The organism is Gillisia limnaea DSM 15749 (assembly GCF_000243235.1).
Lineage (GTDB): Bacteria > Bacteroidota > Bacteroidia > Flavobacteriales > Flavobacteriaceae > Gillisia > Gillisia limnaea.
This window is the reverse complement of record NZ_JH594606.1, coordinates 247,995-264,245: the sequence shown is the minus strand read 5'-3', so window position 1 is coordinate 264,245 and position 16,251 is coordinate 247,995. Positions and strand designations below refer to the sequence as shown.

At 39.1% G+C, this 16,251-nt stretch carries 16 protein-coding genes; 8 read left to right on the top strand and 8 right to left on the bottom strand.

Annotated elements, in window-relative coordinates:
- Positions 1-12: 12 nt before the first annotated feature.
- The 6 genes from proC to argH all read left to right on the top strand — a co-directional run bounded on the left by proC (position 13) and on the right by argH (position 6,424).
- The gene (proC, locus tag GILLI_RS02940; RefSeq protein WP_006987637.1) at positions 13-804 is read left to right on the top strand and encodes a pyrroline-5-carboxylate reductase; all 792 of its coding nucleotides are present in this window, start codon (positions 13-15) and stop codon (positions 802-804) included.
- A 2-nt stretch (positions 805-806) separates the two neighbouring features.
- Positions 807-1,946 carry an aspartate aminotransferase family protein gene (locus tag GILLI_RS02935; RefSeq protein ID WP_006987636.1) on the top strand — a complete coding sequence of 380 codons (1,140 nt, stop codon included), beginning with the start codon at positions 807-809 and terminating at the stop codon, positions 1,944-1,946.
- Between the two features lie 83 nt (positions 1,947-2,029).
- Positions 2,030-2,995 (top strand): N-acetylornithine carbamoyltransferase, encoded by a 966-nt coding sequence (locus tag GILLI_RS02930; RefSeq protein WP_006987635.1) that lies wholly within the window; start codon positions 2,030-2,032, stop codon positions 2,993-2,995.
- Between the two features lie 75 nt (positions 2,996-3,070).
- Entirely contained in the window at positions 3,071-3,850 is a 780-nt protein-coding gene (gene argB / locus GILLI_RS02925; protein WP_006987634.1) for an acetylglutamate kinase, read from the top strand.
- Complete coding sequence (locus GILLI_RS02920) at positions 3,850-4,929, top strand: M20 family metallo-hydrolase (protein WP_006987633.1); 1,080 nt, start codon at positions 3,850-3,852, stop codon at positions 4,927-4,929. Before argB ends, GILLI_RS02920 begins: the two co-directional genes overlap by 1 nt.
- Before the next feature lie 217 nt (positions 4,930-5,146).
- Positions 5,147-6,424 (top strand): argininosuccinate lyase, encoded by a 1,278-nt coding sequence (gene argH / locus GILLI_RS02915; protein WP_006987632.1) that lies wholly within the window; start codon positions 5,147-5,149, stop codon positions 6,422-6,424.
- 183 nt (positions 6,425-6,607) lie between these two features.
- On the opposite strand, the gene leuB is transcribed toward argH, so the two are convergent.
- From leuB to GILLI_RS02895, 4 genes are all read right to left on the bottom strand, one after another.
- Positions 6,608-7,711 (bottom strand): 3-isopropylmalate dehydrogenase, encoded by a 1,104-nt coding sequence (gene leuB / locus GILLI_RS02910; protein ID WP_006987631.1) that lies wholly within the window; start codon positions 7,709-7,711, stop codon positions 6,608-6,610.
- A 36-nt stretch (positions 7,712-7,747) separates the two neighbouring features.
- Positions 7,748-8,371: a 3-isopropylmalate dehydratase small subunit gene (leuD, locus tag GILLI_RS02905; RefSeq protein WP_006987630.1), complete on the bottom strand. Its 624-nt coding sequence runs from the start codon at positions 8,369-8,371 to the stop codon at positions 7,748-7,750.
- Position 8,372: 1 nt separating this feature from the next.
- Entirely contained in the window at positions 8,373-9,755 is a 1,383-nt protein-coding gene (gene leuC / locus GILLI_RS02900; protein WP_006987629.1) for a 3-isopropylmalate dehydratase large subunit, read from the bottom strand.
- A gap of 95 nt (positions 9,756-9,850) precedes the next feature.
- Positions 9,851-11,023 carry a 2-isopropylmalate synthase gene (locus tag GILLI_RS02895; RefSeq protein ID WP_006987628.1) on the bottom strand — a complete coding sequence of 391 codons (1,173 nt, stop codon included), beginning with the start codon at positions 11,021-11,023 and terminating at the stop codon, positions 9,851-9,853.
- Positions 11,024-11,169: 146 nt separating this feature from the next.
- On the opposite strand from GILLI_RS02895, the gene GILLI_RS02890 reads away from it, so the two are divergent.
- Positions 11,170-12,714, top strand: a complete 1,545-nt coding sequence (locus GILLI_RS02890; RefSeq protein WP_006987627.1) for a hypothetical protein — start codon at positions 11,170-11,172, stop codon at positions 12,712-12,714.
- A gap of 24 nt (positions 12,715-12,738) precedes the next feature.
- On the opposite strand, the gene GILLI_RS02885 is transcribed toward GILLI_RS02890, so the two are convergent.
- On the bottom strand, positions 12,739-13,437 hold the full coding sequence (locus GILLI_RS02885) for an RluA family pseudouridine synthase (protein ID WP_006987626.1): 699 nt from the start codon (positions 13,435-13,437) through the stop codon (positions 12,739-12,741).
- Between the two features lie 104 nt (positions 13,438-13,541).
- Positions 13,542-14,360 (bottom strand): 3-methyl-2-oxobutanoate hydroxymethyltransferase, encoded by an 819-nt coding sequence (gene panB, locus GILLI_RS02880; protein ID WP_006987625.1) that lies wholly within the window; start codon positions 14,358-14,360, stop codon positions 13,542-13,544.
- 62 nt (positions 14,361-14,422) lie between these two features.
- Here panB and GILLI_RS02875 point away from each other — a divergent pair, with 62 nt between their 5' ends.
- Entirely contained in the window at positions 14,423-14,908 is a 486-nt protein-coding gene (locus tag GILLI_RS02875; RefSeq protein WP_040506773.1) for a nuclear transport factor 2 family protein, read from the top strand.
- A 132-nt stretch (positions 14,909-15,040) separates the two neighbouring features.
- On the opposite strand, the gene GILLI_RS02870 is transcribed toward GILLI_RS02875, so the two are convergent.
- Entirely contained in the window at positions 15,041-15,724 is a 684-nt protein-coding gene (locus GILLI_RS02870; RefSeq protein ID WP_006987622.1) for a CPBP family glutamic-type intramembrane protease, read from the bottom strand.
- A gap of 133 nt (positions 15,725-15,857) precedes the next feature.
- A partial coding sequence (locus GILLI_RS02865) for an L-serine ammonia-lyase, iron-sulfur-dependent, subunit alpha (RefSeq protein WP_006987623.1) occupies positions 15,858-16,251 on the bottom strand: 394 nt, incomplete at its 5' end.

Sequence of the window (16,251 nt, the reverse complement as noted above, 5' to 3'; positions counted from 1 at the left end):
AAAAAGAAACTTATGAAAATAGCCATCATCGGAGCCGGAAATCTTGGAATATCAATCGCAAAAGGATTGATTATGAGCAATGCGATCACGAGTCTTTATCTTTCAAAACGAAAAATTGGAGATCTGGAAGAGTTTAAAAATTTTCCAAAGGTTGAAATAACCACCGATAATAAGATCGCAGTCCAAAATTCGGATATCCTTATTATTGCGGTACAGCCACTTCAGCTTGAAAATGTATTACACGAAATAAAAGATTTGTTAACAGAAAACCACGTGCTTATTTCAACCGTAACAGGTTTTGCGATTAGCCGTATGGAAAGCATTGTAGGAGAACGCTTTATTGTTCGCGCTATGCCCAATACTGCAATCGCAGTTGGGAAATCAATGACCTGTTTATCCAGCAACAAAACAGGTGAAAAAAGGATCCCTATTGCAGAAGCCATTTTTAACAGATTAGGGACCAGTATTATTATCCCTGAATCTAAAATGCAGGCCGCAACGGTGATTTGTGCAAGCGGGATTGCATTCTGGATGCGTTTGATCCGGGCAACAACTCAGGGTGCCATTCAACTTGGGTTTGATGCAAAAGAAGCTCAGGAATTATCTATGCAAACTTGTCTTGGTGCCGCCAGTTTATTGATAGAATCGGGAATGCATCCGGAAGCCGAAATAGACAAGGTTACAACGCCTCGCGGCTGTACCATAGAAGGTTTAAATGAAATGGAACACAATGGCTTAAGCTCCTCCCTAATAAAGGGAATTCAGGCTTCGTTTAAAAAGATCAATACGATCACAACCAATTAATTATGAATTTATTTGATGTGTATCCGCTTTACGACATCACTCCGGTGAAGGGAACGGGAGTTTATGTCTATGAAGAGAATGGTACAGAATATCTGGATCTTTACGGTGGGCACGCAGTGATTTCCATAGGACATTCGCATCCCGCATACACAAAGGCGATTTGCGAGCAGGTTGGGAAACTGGGTTTTTATTCCAATTCGATCCATAATCCGTTGCAGGATGAACTTGCCGAAAAACTTGAAAAAGCATCAGGAATTAAGGATTATAGCTTGTTTTTGTGCAATTCCGGAGCAGAGGCCAATGAAAATGCTTTAAAACTGGCATCGTTCCATACCGGAAAAAGCAGGATCATTTATTTTGAAAATGCCTTCCACGGAAGAACTTCCGGAGTTGTGGCGGTAACAGATAATGAAACTATCAAGGCTCCGTTCAATACTCATAATCCGGTTACAAAACTTGCTTTTGAAGATTTAAAAGGGCTGGAAGAAGCATTGGCAAAGAAGGAGGTAGCAGCTGTAATTTTTGAAGTTATACAAGGTGTTGGCGGCCTCGATGAAGCAACCACAGAATTTTACAGATCAACTTCAGAATTATGCAAAAAGTACAAAACTGTATTAATTGCCGATGAGGTGCAGTCGGGATATGGAAGGACCGGAGATTTTTTTGCATTTATGAAGCACGGAATACGGCCGGATATAATTTCCATTGCAAAAGGAATGGGGAATGGATTTCCGATAGGAGGAGTTTTAATTGACCATTCCATCCAGGCAAAATATGGATTGCTGGGAACAACCTTCGGCGGAAACCATCTGGCATGTGCTGCCGGAATTGCTGTTCTGGATGTTATAGAAAAGGAAAACCTTCAGCAAAACGCAAAAGATCTTTTTGAATATGTAAAATTAAAGTCGGCTGAAATTCCGCAGATAAAAAGATTAAAAGGACGGGGATTGATGATAGGGCTGGAATTCGATTTTGAGATTGCTGCGCTTCGGAAGGAACTTTTATTCAACCACCGGGTTTTTACGGGCGCCTCTTCCAATAAAAAATTGCTTAGAATCCTTCCTCCATTGAATATTGAGAAGGAACATTTTGACAGGTTTTTTGAAGCTCTAAAAATCGCTTTAGCAAATCAATCCAAATAACAAAACGACATTCCAAGGGGAATGAATATATAGATGTTACTCCCGATAGAATATCGGGAGTCCGCTAAAACAAAACTATACAAATGAATAATTACATCGATTTAACCGATATAGAGGACCTTCAGGAATTGATCAAAGAAGCGCTTCAGCTAAAAAAAGAGAATTCCGCAGCTAATTTGGGGAAAGGGAAGACCCTGGGAATGCTGTTTTTTAACCCAAGCCTTCGCACAAGGTTGAGTACTGAAAAGGCTGCCAAATTGCTGGGAATGGATGTGATGGTAATGAATGCAGCTAACGATGGCTGGGCGCTGGAATTTGAGGATGGAGCCGTAATGAATTCAGATAAGGCAGAGCATATTAAGGAAGCTGCTGCGGTACTTTCCCAATATTGTGATATTATCGCCGTGCGTGCATTTCCGGGATTAAAAGATAGGGATAAGGATGAAATGGAGCTCGTAATGAACAGTTTTAAAAAATATGCTTCGGTTCCGGTTATCAACCTGGAAAGCGCAACGGGACATCCGCTGCAAGGACTTACAGATGCGCTTACCATTACCGAGTTAAAATCGTCCAAAAAACCAAAGGTTGTGCTCACCTGGGCACCACATCCAAAAGCTTTGCCGCAATCTGTTCCAAATTCCTTTGTGGAATTCATGCAAAAACTGGACGTGGATCTTGTGATCACCAATCCGGAGGGATATGATCTTAATCAGGATATTACCAAAGATACACCGGTAATCCATGACCAGGAAAGTGCCTTAAAAAATGCCGATTTTGTGTATGTGAAAAACTGGAGCAGTTATAAAACCTATGGAACAATATTGAGCACCGATGTTTCCTGGACTTTTGGCGCAAAGAAGCTTGAATTGACCAGAAATGCAAAGGTGATGCATTGTCTTCCTGTAAGAAGAAATGTTGTGATTGATGATGCGGTGCTGGACAGTGAAAATTCCATTGTAATCCACCAGGCTAATAACAGGACCTTTGCCGCGCAGGCCGTTTTAAAGAGATTATTAAGCCCTTCAGCGCCTAAAGAGAAAGTAAAATAAACTGTGAGTTTAGGAGGAAATATTGAGGACAATCTGCATTCGTGGCTAAGGATCCCGATGTGAAAAGCAATAAAAATGAAAGATCAAATACTGAAAGTAGTAAAGATAGGAGGGAAGTTAATTGAAGACGATGAGAAATTTCAGGTATTTCTGAGGGATTTTTCATCATTGGAAGGTCCAAAAATCCTGATTCATGGAGGAGGGAATTACGCTACTGAAATGGCTTATAAATTAGGTTATAAAACCAAGATGATCGACGGTAGAAGAATAACCGACAGCAATTCCCTGAAAGTGATCATTATGACCTACGGCGGACTAATAAACAAAAGTATTGTCGCCAAATTACAGGCTATGGATTGTAATTCCATTGGACTTTGTGGAGCAGATGGGAAAAGTATAATTTCCACGAAAAGGGAAGTAAATGAAATCGATTATGGATTTGTTGGTGATATTGCCGAAATCAATTCAATCTTTATTTCCGCTCTTTTGGATCAAAATATCACCCCTGTTTTTTCTCCAATTTCCTGTACCCGGGAAGGGGAATTATTGAATACTAACGGTGATTCTGTTGCAGCTGAACTAGCCATTGCACTAAGTTCCATCTATAAATCGGAACTTTATTTTTGTTTTGAAAAGAAGGGAGTGTTGCAAAATGCCGTAGATGACGATTCGGTTATAGAAAATTTAGATTTAAAGAAATATAAAGCCTTATTGGATGAAAAAGTGATTAGCGACGGGATGTTGCCTAAGCTTTACAATTGTTTCCAGGCGATGGAAAGAGGCGTTTCCAAAATCTGTTTAGGAGATTCGACTTTGCTTCAAAAGAACTCAAAACATACTAAAATACTCAAATAATGAATATTGTTAAACTTCAGAAGCAAGCTATTGAATTGCTCAAAAACCTCATTGAGACTCAATCTTTTTCAGGTGAAGAAAGCGGTACCGCCAAATTGCTGGAGAATTGGTTTATAGCACATAAAATCCCATTTAATCGTCATTTGAATAATGTATGGGCGAAGAATGCCTTTTTTGATGAAACCAAGCCTACTTTATTGCTCAATTCCCATCACGATACGGTAAAACCAAATTCCGGCTATACCAGGAATCCTTTTGAAGCCGCTGTAGAAGACGGAAAATTATATGGCTTGGGAAGTAACGATGCCGGTGGCTGCCTGGTATCACTTTTGGCAACCTTCACCTGGTTTTATGAAGCTGAAGATTTAAATTATAATATCATTTTTGCGGGAACGGCAGAAGAGGAAATCAATGGTAGAAATGGGATTTCAAGCCTGTTACCCATTTTATCACAAATCGACGTGGCAATTGTGGGAGAACCTACCTTAATGCAATTGGCGATATCAGAAAAAGGTCTGGTGGTTTTTGATGCTATAGTGAAAGGAACGCCTTCTCACGCAGCGCATCCCAATAATGACAATGCAATTTATAAAGCTGCCAGAGCGGTGCAATGGTTTGAGAATTTCAGTCTTAAAAAAGTGTCAGAATCTCTTGGGGAAGTTAAATTGACTGTTACCCAGATTAATGCCGGAAGTGAGCACAATGTGGTTCCCGCACGTGTACATTTGGTGCTTGATGTGCGTGTAAATGATTGCTATACCAATGCTGAAATAGAACAAATTTTAAAAGACCAAGCTCCTGTTGACGAAATAAACGCGCGTTCTCTCCGGTTAAATTCCTCCTCAATTCCAAAAGATCATGATTTGGTAAAGGCAGGAGTTTCCCAGGGAATGAAAACCTATGGTTCGCCAACCCTTTCAGATCAGGCTATGCTGAAATGTCCATCGTTGAAACTTGGACCCGGCGATTCCACAAGATCACATTCTGCAAATGAATATATTTATGTGAAGGAAATTGAAGAGGGGATCGATAAATATATCAAATTGCTGAAAAAGGTTCTTAATAATGCTAAGACATAAGGTTTTTAGAGATACATTATAAAAGGAAAATATATCCAGAATCTCGATGAATTCCTCCCCGAACGGGATGTGCGGGCATCGGTTAATAATAAGTATTGGTAGGATTAAATTGAAATATTATAAAGCATACATTGAAAAATTTTCTCAAATAGGGGAATGATTATATGGATGTTACTCCCAATAGCTGGGGAGTTCGCTAAAAAAATAAAATATACAGATGAAACTTTGGGATAAAGGAATACCGATAAACAAGAAAATTGAAAAATTCACGGTTGGGAACGACCGGGAGCTCGATATGTTTATCGCCGGTTACGATATTACCGCTTCAAAGGCACATGCCAGAATGTTGGGGAAAGTAAACCTATTAACTTTAACAGAGGTTGAAGAGATTTGTAGGGAACTTGACAAACTTCAGCAACAATTGAATGATGGAACTTTTGTTATTGGGGAGGAATTTGAAGATGTTCACTCCAAAATTGAGTTTGAACTTACCAGGGTTTTGGGAGAAATCGGGAAAAAGATCCATACAGGCCGCTCCAGGAACGATCAGGTTTTGGTTGCGATGCAGTTGTATTTTAAAGATAATCTTATGGAGATCTCGGCCAAAACCGGAACATTGATCGATGTATTATTAGGGCTGGCAAAGGAACATAGCGAAAAGGTTTTACCGGGATATACGCATTTGCAGGTGGCGATGCCTTCGTCCTTTGGATTATGGTTTTCTGCCTATGCCGAATTGTTGATCGATGATCTTTATTTACTCGAGGCTGGTTTAAAGATCGTAGATCAAAATCCGCTGGGTTCTGCTGCGGGTTATGGTTCTTCATTTCCTATTGACAGGGAGTTTACAACCAGGGAACTCGGCTTTAAAACCCTGAAGTATAATGTGGTTGCCGCTCAAATGAGCAGGGGAAAAAGTGAGCGGACTGTAACCTCAAACATAGCATCCCTTTCAAATACCTTGTCACGATTTGCGATGGATGTTTGCCTGTATATGAGTCAGAATTTTGATTTCATCACTTTTCCCGATGAGCTTACCACTGGCTCGAGCATTATGCCACATAAAAAGAATCCAGATGTATTTGAACTTATTCGTGGGAAATGCAATAAACTACAGGCCATTGCAAATGAGATGATCCTTATAACCAATAATTTGCCAAGCGGATATCACAGGGATTATCAATTGATAAAGGAAAACAGTATATATGCAGTAGAAAGCATCAAAGAGATCCTGGATATTTTTATTTATTCTATCGCCTTGATAAAAGTTAAAGAAATAGATATAAATCAGGAAAAGTATAAATACCTGTTTACGGTTGATAGTATTAATGATCTTGTAATGCAGGGAAAATCCTTCCGGGAAGCTTACAAAGAGATCGGGAAGAAGGTTCAGAACAATACCTATGAGGCATCAAACCCAAAAAAACACACCCATATAGGGAGCAAGGATAACCTTGGATTGGCAGAAATTGCCAGGAAAAAGGATGAAATTTAAAAGGGATCAATCAAAAATCTCGGGCAAACCCAAAGGTAAGTCCCGAAAATACCTTTAATAATTCGATGGTACCCCCGTTTGAATTATTCGCGTAAAACACGAGGAATAAAACCCTCAATGAGGGGAAAAAAAACCTCCCCATAATAATGAAAAAGGGGAGGTTTCACTCAAACTAACAAAATTTTAAATAATCGTCATCTGGCCGTATCGCAGGTTTTCATTGTTAAAATTACCCGGTTCCAGCACGAGGCTTTCAAGAAAATCCCCAACACTTTTCGTGGTATGTCCTCCGCCAATATCCGAAGTGCTTATTTGCAATTTTATACTTAATTCTACTGCATCAATAACAGCCTGAGCTTCTTTTGTCAAATTAAAATGCTCCAGAAGCATCGCAGCCGAAAGAATCGAAGCCACAGGATTTGCAATTCCCTTTCCTGCAGCCTGCGGATAGGAACCGTGGATAGGTTCAAACAAAGAATAGGTTGTTCCTACAGATGCCGATGCCAGTAAGCCAATGCTTCCACCAATTATACTTGCTTCATCAGAGAGGATATCCCCGAACATGTTTTCGGTAAGAATCAGATCAAATTGCCTTGGATTAAGTATTAATTGCATAGCGGCATTATCCACAAAAAGAAAATCCAGGTCCACATCGGGATAGTCTTTAGCCAGGCGGGTTACCGTTTTTCGCCATAACCTGGAAGTTTCCAGGACATTGGCTTTATCTACTAAAGTGACTTTTTTACGTCGTTTTTGAGCGGACTTAAAAGCTAAATGCGCAATGCGTTCTATTTCTTCAACGGTATAAGTGCAGGTATCGGTTGCACTTTTTTCATCTTCAGAAAGACTTCTTTCACCATAATAAATTCCGCTGGTAAGTTCCCGGTAAATTACCATATCCGCAGCTTCAATGCGCTCTGGGCGCAAAGGGGAATGCTCCAGAAGACTTTTATAAGCTTTTATAGGCCGGATATTTGCAAACAAGCCCAATTCCTTTCGCAATCGCAAAAGACCTTGTTCTGGGCGAATTTTAGCCTCAGGATGATTGTCATATTTTGGATCACCAATGGCTCCAAAAAGCACTGCATCCGATTTTTTACATAACTCCAGGGTCGCTTCCGGAAGGGGATCTCCCGTTTCTTCTATACCGGCAGCTCCCACCGGTGACGATTCAAATCTAAATTCATGCTGAAAACGCTCGGCTACGGCTTCTAATACCTTCACCGATTGCTGCATTATTTCTGGGCCTATCCCGTCTCCGGGTAATACTGCTATATTTAATTTCATCTCTTTTTATTATTTCTTAGGGCTACATCAATTTTTTTAAACAAAATTTTCTTCTGAATGTTCTTTTAAAAATTCCAGCTGCTTTTCTTCAAAATTTTTAATCGCTTTCTTTCTGCTAATCAGGAAATCAATATCATCATATCCATTGATCATGCAGGTTTTTTTATACGGATCTATTTCAAATTTTTCTGAAAGATTTTTACCCGGAATTTCAATTTTTTGATTCCCGAGATCGATACTAAGCTCACTTTTAGGGTTTTCTAGTATGCTTTGGAAGAGTGAATCCAAAAATTCCTTGCTAACCTGAACCGGCAGTAGTCCGTTGTTAAGCGCATTTCCTTTAAAAATGTCGGCAAAATAGCTCGAAACAATTACCTTAAATCCGAAGGCCTTCAATGCCCAGGCAGCATGTTCCCGGCTGGATCCACAACCAAAATTGTCTCCAGCTACCAAAATTGATCCTGTATATTTTTTATCGTTTAGGCTGAACTCCTCATTGGGGTTTCCGTTTTTGTCAAATCGCCAATCCCGGAATAAATTCTCTCCAAACCCTTCTTTATCGGTAGATTTTAAAAAGCGGGCAGGTATAATTTGATCGGTATCAATATTTTCTATTACCAATGGAATTGCGGTATCTTTTAGGGTGATAAATTTTTCCATCTTAATTCAGGTGTTTTGTGAAATCGGTTATTTTTCCGGCAATTGCCGTTGCTGCCGCCGTAAGCGGACTCGCTAGAATTGTTCTGGAACCTTGTCCCTGTCTTCCTTCAAAATTCCGGTTACTTGTTGAAACGCAATATTCGCCTTCCGGGATCTTATCATCATTCATAGCAAGACAAGCCGAGCAACCCGGTTGCCTTAGCGTGAACCCTGCTTCTTCAAAAACCTGAACCAATCCCTCGTCCCGCAATTGAGCTGCGACCTGTTGGGAGCCGGGAACTATTAGTGCATTTACATTTTCGGCTTTTTTCTTTCCTTTGATATAGGCTGCCACTATTCTAAAATCCTCAATTCTGGAATTGGTACAACTTCCAATAAAAATGTAATTGATGGTTTTATTTATCAGGGATTCCCCTTCCTTAAAATCCATATACTCCAGGGATTTTAAATCGCTTTTTCCAAGATTTACAGGAATTTTTCCGGTTAATTTTATCCCCATTCCGGGATTGGTACCATAGGTGATCATAGGTTCAATATCTTCAGCTTCCAGGCTATATTCCTTATCAAAAACCGCGTCGGTATCTGTATTTAAGGTTTTCCAATAGGCCTTCATTTTTTTAAATTCCGTTTCTTTTGGTGCAAATTTCCGACCTTTTATATATTCAAAAGTTGTTTCATCCGGGGCTATCAAACCTCCACGGGCCCCCATTTCAATACTCATATTGCACACGGTCATCCTGCCTTCCATAGACATCTCCTCAAAAACATTTCCGGCATATTCGCAGAAATATCCTGTTCCTGAATTTGTTCCAAGCTTGCTTATTATATAAAGGATCACATCTTTTGGAAGCACTCCCTTTTTTAATTTTCCGTTAAGGTTGATCCTGAGTTTTTTAGGTTTCTCCAAAAGTAAACACTGGCTGGCAAATACCTGAGCTACCTGACTTGTACCAATTCCAAATGCAATGGTTCCAAAAGCACCGTGGGTAGAGGTGTGGCTGTCTCCGCAAACTATGGTCATTCCCGGCTGGGTAATTCCCAGTTCGGGGGCTATCACATGGACAATCCCATTATAAGGGTGTCCCAGGCCGTATAAAGTGATGTTGTTTTCTTCGCAGTTCCTGGATAACTCCCTTAATTGGTTTCTGGATAATAATTCTTTTACCGGTAAATGCTGATCTATGGTTGGTGTATTATGATCTGCTGTAGCAACTATTTGATCCGGCCTAAAAACGGGTATATCGCGCTCCTTAAGCTCGTTAAAAGCCTGCGGACTCGTAACTTCATGGATTAGGTGTTTGTCTATATATAAGACATTAGGCCCATTAGGAATAGTTTCCACCACATGGGCATCCCATATTTTATCGAAAAGTGTTTTTTTCATATATAGACCTCTATTGTTTTTTATTGGGTTTATGTAATTCGTATATCTTCATCGGTGTTTGATTCGAATACCCGTTATACTCATTTCATATATAATTATGCAAATATTCTGTGATTTTTTCTGGTGATCTCCATAATGGTATGAATGTCCAGATCTCCTACTTCTTTGCGTTTATCGGCAAAATTTAAAAATTCGGTATATACACTATCCAGCTCAAGTTTCGTCAATTCATACCCCATTTTTTTTGCTCTGTAAGCCAATGCTGCTCTTCCGCTTCTTGCTGTAAGTACAATAGCCGATTCTGTAACCCCCACATCCAGCGGATTTATTATTTCGTAAGTTTCCCTGTTTTTAATGATCCCATCCTGATGTATTCCGGAACTATGCGCAAAAGCATTTGTTCCAACGATGGCTTTATTAGGCTGTACAAAAATCCCCATTTCGGATGCAACCATATTACTGGTGTCGAAAAGGAATTTAGGATTTATATCTGTATGTAAATTCAACCCGGGATGTTGTCGTAAGATCATAACCACTTCTTCCAGAGAAGTATTCCCTGCACGTTCTCCCACTCCATTAATGGTACATTCAATTTGCCTTGCCCCATTCATTACTCCGGCAATGGCGTTTGCAGTAGCCATTCCCAGGTCGTTGTGGCAGTGACAGGAAATCCGTACATTTTCTATGCCCTGAACGTTTTCCTTCAAATATTTGATCTTCTGGCCGTATTCTTCGGGAAGACAATATCCTGTAGTATCCGGAATATTAAGCACTGTAGCTCCTGCCTTTACTGCAGCTGTGCATACTTTTGCCAAATATTCATTTCTGGTTCTTCCGGCGTCTTCAGCATAAAACTCGACGTCTTCCACGAAAGTTTTTGCATAGGCAACCGCATCAAAAGCTCGTTCGATTATTTGATCCTCGGTAGCATTAAATTTATATTTTATGTGAGTAGGAGAAGTTCCAATTCCAGTATGTATTCTTGGTTTTTTTGCAAACTTCAGGGCTTCAGCCGCTATTTCAATATCTTTTCTTACCGCCCGTGTAAGTCCGCAAACAGTGGCATTTTTCACCAGTTTGGAAATTTCAAAAACAGATTTAAAATCTCCGGGGCTGGAAATTGGAAATCCGGCTTCTATTACATCTACGCCCAGTTCATCAAGGCGCGCAGCTATTTTTAACTTCTGTGAAGTATTTAATTTACATCCCGGAACCTGTTCTCCATCTCGTAAGGTAGTGTCAAAAATTTCTACTTTTTCAGTGCCCATAACAGTTTAATTTTGTTTTATCTTTAACTAAAGTATTGGATTACTTCCTTTCTAAAATCGATAATTGATTAAGATTACGACAATTGACCTAAGATTAAGGTTTTTATAGTTCTGTTAATCAGTTAATTACACAAAAATTTGTTACAATGACCAATGAACAAACAGATAACTTATTTACTTTAATCAAATCGCTTTCCCCTTCTGAAAAAAGACAGTTTTCTCTGTATGTTGGAAGAATTGGAGTGAATTCAGACAGTAAATTCCTTAATTTATTTAAGGTGATGGCCCGGGAGAAGAAATATGATGAGAAGGTTATTTTGGCAAATACCAAGATTAGTAAACAGCAACTTTCCAACATAAAAGCACATCTTTATAAGCAAATTTTAATAAGTCTGCGTTTGAATCCGGCGCATCAAAGTATTCCTGTTTTTATAAGAGAGCAGTTGGATTTTGCCTCAATTTTATACCGAAAAGGCTTGTATAAGCAAAGTTTAAAGTTACTTGACAAGGTCAAGGCCACAGCTTTGCATTATGAGGAAAAAAGTGCTTTGTATGAGATCCTGGAATGGGAAAAGATCATTGAATCCCAATATATTACCCGAAGTATTCAAAACCGTGCTGAAACTTTGATCCGTGAAACCGAAGATCTTATTTATCTAAATGTGATTGCCAATAAATTATCCAATTTATCTCTGGGTCTTTACGGCATATACCTGAAACGCGGTTATGCACGCACGGAGAAGGAAGCGATGGAAATCAAGAACTATTTTCAGGATAAAATGCCTGATTTTGAATTCAGTAGATTAGGATTTCGGGAGAAATTATGGTTGTACAAATCTCATTTGTGGTTTAATTTTATCAGCCAGGATTTTCTGGCGTGTTATCGCTATTCCAAGAAATGGATAGAACTTTTTAATGAAAACCCTCATTTAATAAGGATTCACCCAATACTTTATTTAAAAGGAAATCATTATTTGCTGGAATCCCTTTTTTATTTGAATCATGTAAAGGTTTTTGAAAAAGTGCTGGTCGATCTTGAAACCACTCTAAAGGATCCCAAAATCCCGGATGATGATAATACGGCCGCTTTGTCCTTTATATATCTTTATTCCAATAAACTGAATTTAAGGTTTATGAAAGGGGAATTTTCCGGAGGCGAAATACTAGTGGAAAAAATCTTAAAAAGGATCAAAAAATTTGAAACCCGGATTGATGCGCACCATATCATGGTGTTTTATTATAAAATTGCCAGTTTGTATTTTGGCGATGGAAACAACAAGAAATGCATCGAATTTTTAGGTAAGATCATCAATAATAACACCCTGGAAATGCGGGAAGACCTTATGTGTTTTTCACGAATACTTAATCTTGTTGCACATTATGAAGCAGGTTTGGATTATCATTTAGAACATTTGATTAAATCCACCTACAAATTTTTGATACGCATGAATGATCTCCATGAGGTGCAAAAAGAAATGATTAAATTCTTGCGAAATCTTCCTGAAATTTCTCCGCTGGACATAAAAGATGAATTTAGAAAGCTACACGCAACTCTAAAACAATATGAAGATCATCCTTTTGAGCGAAGGGCATTTTTGTATCTGGATATCATATCCTGGCTGGAGAGTAAAATTGAAGAACACCCAATCGCAGATGTTATTGAAAGTAAATATAAAGTGTTGAGCAGATAATGAATATAACTTTTTTTAAGGAAATCAACATGCATCCCAGATAGGTTCCCTTGGTGGGGAAGCGATAATTTCTATCAGCTCTTTTTTCACCGGATGTATGAAGGAAAGTTTACGGGCATGTAAATGAATACCTGCATCCTTATTGCTGCGATCAAAACCATATTTTAAATCTCCTTTTATAGGACTGCCTATTGATGATAGTTGACTTCTTATTTGATGATGCCTTCCGGTTTGCAAATCAATTTCCAGCAAATAGTAATTGTCCAGCTTTTTAAGGATCCTATATTCAAGGATGGCTTTTTTGCTTTCCGGAACTTCCTTGATATGGGCGATGGATTTGTTTTGCTTGGGGTTGCGCTTTAGGAAATGAACCAAAGTTCCTTCTGCCTGCGGCGGTGCATTTTTCACAACAGCCCAATAGGTTTTTTTTGCTTCCTTGTCTTTAAAAAGTTTGTTTAAGCGGGGTAAGGCCTTAGAGGTTTTGGAAAACAAAACGATTCCACTGGTAGGCCTGTCTAACCTGTGAACGACCCCAAGATAGACATTTCCCGGTTTATCGTACTTAAACCTAATATATTCCTTAACAACTTCACTTAAAGGCGTATCCCCGGTTTTATCCCCCTGCACAATATCTCCGGGCCTCTTGTTGATTACAATTATGTGATTGTCCTCATAGAGGATCTGAAGATTTTGAGGAGTGGAAATTATTTTATCGGGTTTCAAATCGTACGTATTTATTATTCTGAAAAAGAAAGCAGAAAGGGCAGCGGGAACATTTCTTTTAACGGAAGTTTTTTAAAGCGAACGCTCTTAACTTCAAGGTGTTTTTAATACTGTTCTTCCTCATTGGGAAAATTACCGGATTTCACATCTTCCTTGTATTGTTGAAAAGCATTGGTCATTTGGGCGTGCATATCCAGGTATCTTCTTAAAAACCGCGGATTGAATTCGTGGTTCATCCCTATCATATCGTGTAATACCAAAACCTGGCCGTCTACTCCGTTTCCGGCACCAATCCCTATTACAGGAATACTAACACTTTCTGCCACTTCGCGAGCAAGTTTAGCCGGCACCTTCTCCAGTACCATTGCAAAACAGCCCAAACGCTCCAGCATTAAAGCATCCGATTTTAATTTTTCAGCTTCTTCGTCTTCTTTTGCGCGCACGGTATAAGTCCCGAACTTATAAATAGACTGTGGAGTAAGTCCCAAATGCCCCATTACAGGAATCCCGGCATTTAGTATTCTTTTTATCGATTCTTTTACTTCTTTCCCTCCTTCAAGTTTAACCGCATGACCGCCGCTTTCTTTCATGATCCTAATCGCAGATCTCAAGGCTTCTTTGGGGTCACTTTGGTAACTTCCGAAGGGCAAATCCACGACCACTAAAGACCTGTGAATTCCCCTTACCACGCTTGCCGCGTGATAGATCATCTGGTCCAGGGTAATTGGAAGCGTGGTTTCATGTCCAGCCATAACATTACTTGCGGAATCTCCAACGAGAATAACATCGATGCCTGCCCCGTCAACAATTTGCGCCATGGTATAATCATAGGCGGTTAACATGGCAATTTTTTCACCATTCTTTTTCATTTCCACTAAAGTTTTGGTGGTAATGCGTTTGTATTGTTTTTTGGCAACTGACATTGGATGTGTTTTTTGTGGAGTAAAAGTACTAAATTAGTATGCTACATTCAAACCTGCGAGATATGAAGATTTTAGTTTGTCTATTGGTTATAATCACCGGGTTTTCAGCAGATGCACAGGAAACTCCGGAAGAAACAGCAGCAAAAAAAACGGTGGAATCTTTTTTTGTTGCCTTTCATGATCAGGATTCCATTGCTTTAAGGGAATTAGCTCACCCATCTATCACTATGCAATCTATTGCTGAAGATGAGGAAGGCAATGTAAATTTAACGACCGATACCTATTCAGATTTTATAAAAGCTATTAGTTCTATTCCTGAAACCACCAAATTTGAAGAAAAGCTTCATTCTTTTGAAATAAAGGTTAACGGGCCATTGGCTAACGTGATAACGACTTATTCATTTTTTGTGAACGGAGAATTAAGTCATTGCGGGGTGAATTCATTTCAATTATTCAAAGAAGAAGACAGCTGGAAAATAATTTATATAGTGGATACCCGAAGCAAGGAAGATTGCGACAGCAGCATTCAGTTTCGTATTAAAAACTGATTTTTTCATAAGGCTTGATCTGTTGTTTTTGAAGTATATATAGTAGAATAATTTTCCAAATCTTCTTGAATTCTTAGAATGCTCAATTTCAATAAAAGCAGAAACAGAATATTATAGAAAGTACTGTGTTTCTTAAAGAAGCCTGGGGAGCAGGAATAGAACCACGGTTCCGTTATTCATGGCGTGCATCAGGATTGGCCAAAAAAGGCCATTGTTCTCGATCTTTATCTTTCCGAAGAAGAAGCCGGCGATAATTCGTGGTATGACCAGGAGGAATAATACAAAGTCCAGTTGAAAACCTTCCACATAATTGAAAACATGGACCATTCCGAAGATAACAGCGGTTGTGAGCCAAACTGCAATATAATACCGACCCAGAAATTCACATAATCGTTGCTGCCAGTGTAATGGGATAAATTCTTTCAGAAATAAAAAAGAGAGGATGGCTAAAAGGATCAAAAAAACATATTTGACAGCCCAGAAAACATCCAGGGGAATAAATGCGGTTACCAGCACAAGAATCCAAATAGTAAGAAAAAACAGCAATTCGTTTTGAGAAGGTTGAATTAAGGTGCGAAACATTCCTTCTTCTATTATAGGTGCAAGAATTACAGCGAGAAATATGAATTTCCAGGGACTCTTCTCTAGAAGTTCATTTAAGTTTGATTGCTGATATTGCTCGAGATCAAATTCAGGAAAAACTGCATGGATAATTCCCAGTAATAAGAAAAAAACAAAATAGGACGCAATCATCCACCCGAAATTTCGAAAGAGGTTTTTTATTTTCTCCCAATCTGGATTTACTGAAATTGTCAATTATTTAAATTTAGATTGAATTTATACATATAGAATTCAGCAAACAATTTGTTCCCAGAAAAATCAAGGAAGAAGTTTCCCTGTGTCACCAATCAGGAATTCATTTTTTACCAGAATTTAAATAGAAATAGTTTTAACAGTCGCTTAAACTAACCTTTACAGCCAATCCACCTTCAGAAGTTTCCTTGTATTTTGAATTCATATCCTTTGCAGTATCCCACATAGTAGCAATCACTTTGTCCAATGGCACTTTGGCCTTGGAAGCGTCACTTTCCATAGCGATCTCTGCGGCGTTGATCGCCTTGATCGCTCCCATCGCATTTCGTTCTATACATGGAATTTGTACCAAACCTGCAATAGGGTCACAGGTTAATCCCAGGTGATGTTCCATTGCGATTTCACTAGCCATAAGCACCTGCTCCGGTGTTCCGCCCATAGCTTCGGTAAGTGCTCCTGCGGCCATAGCAGAAGAAACCCCAATTTCCGCCTGGCATCCGCCCATAGCAGCAGATATTGTGGCACCTTTT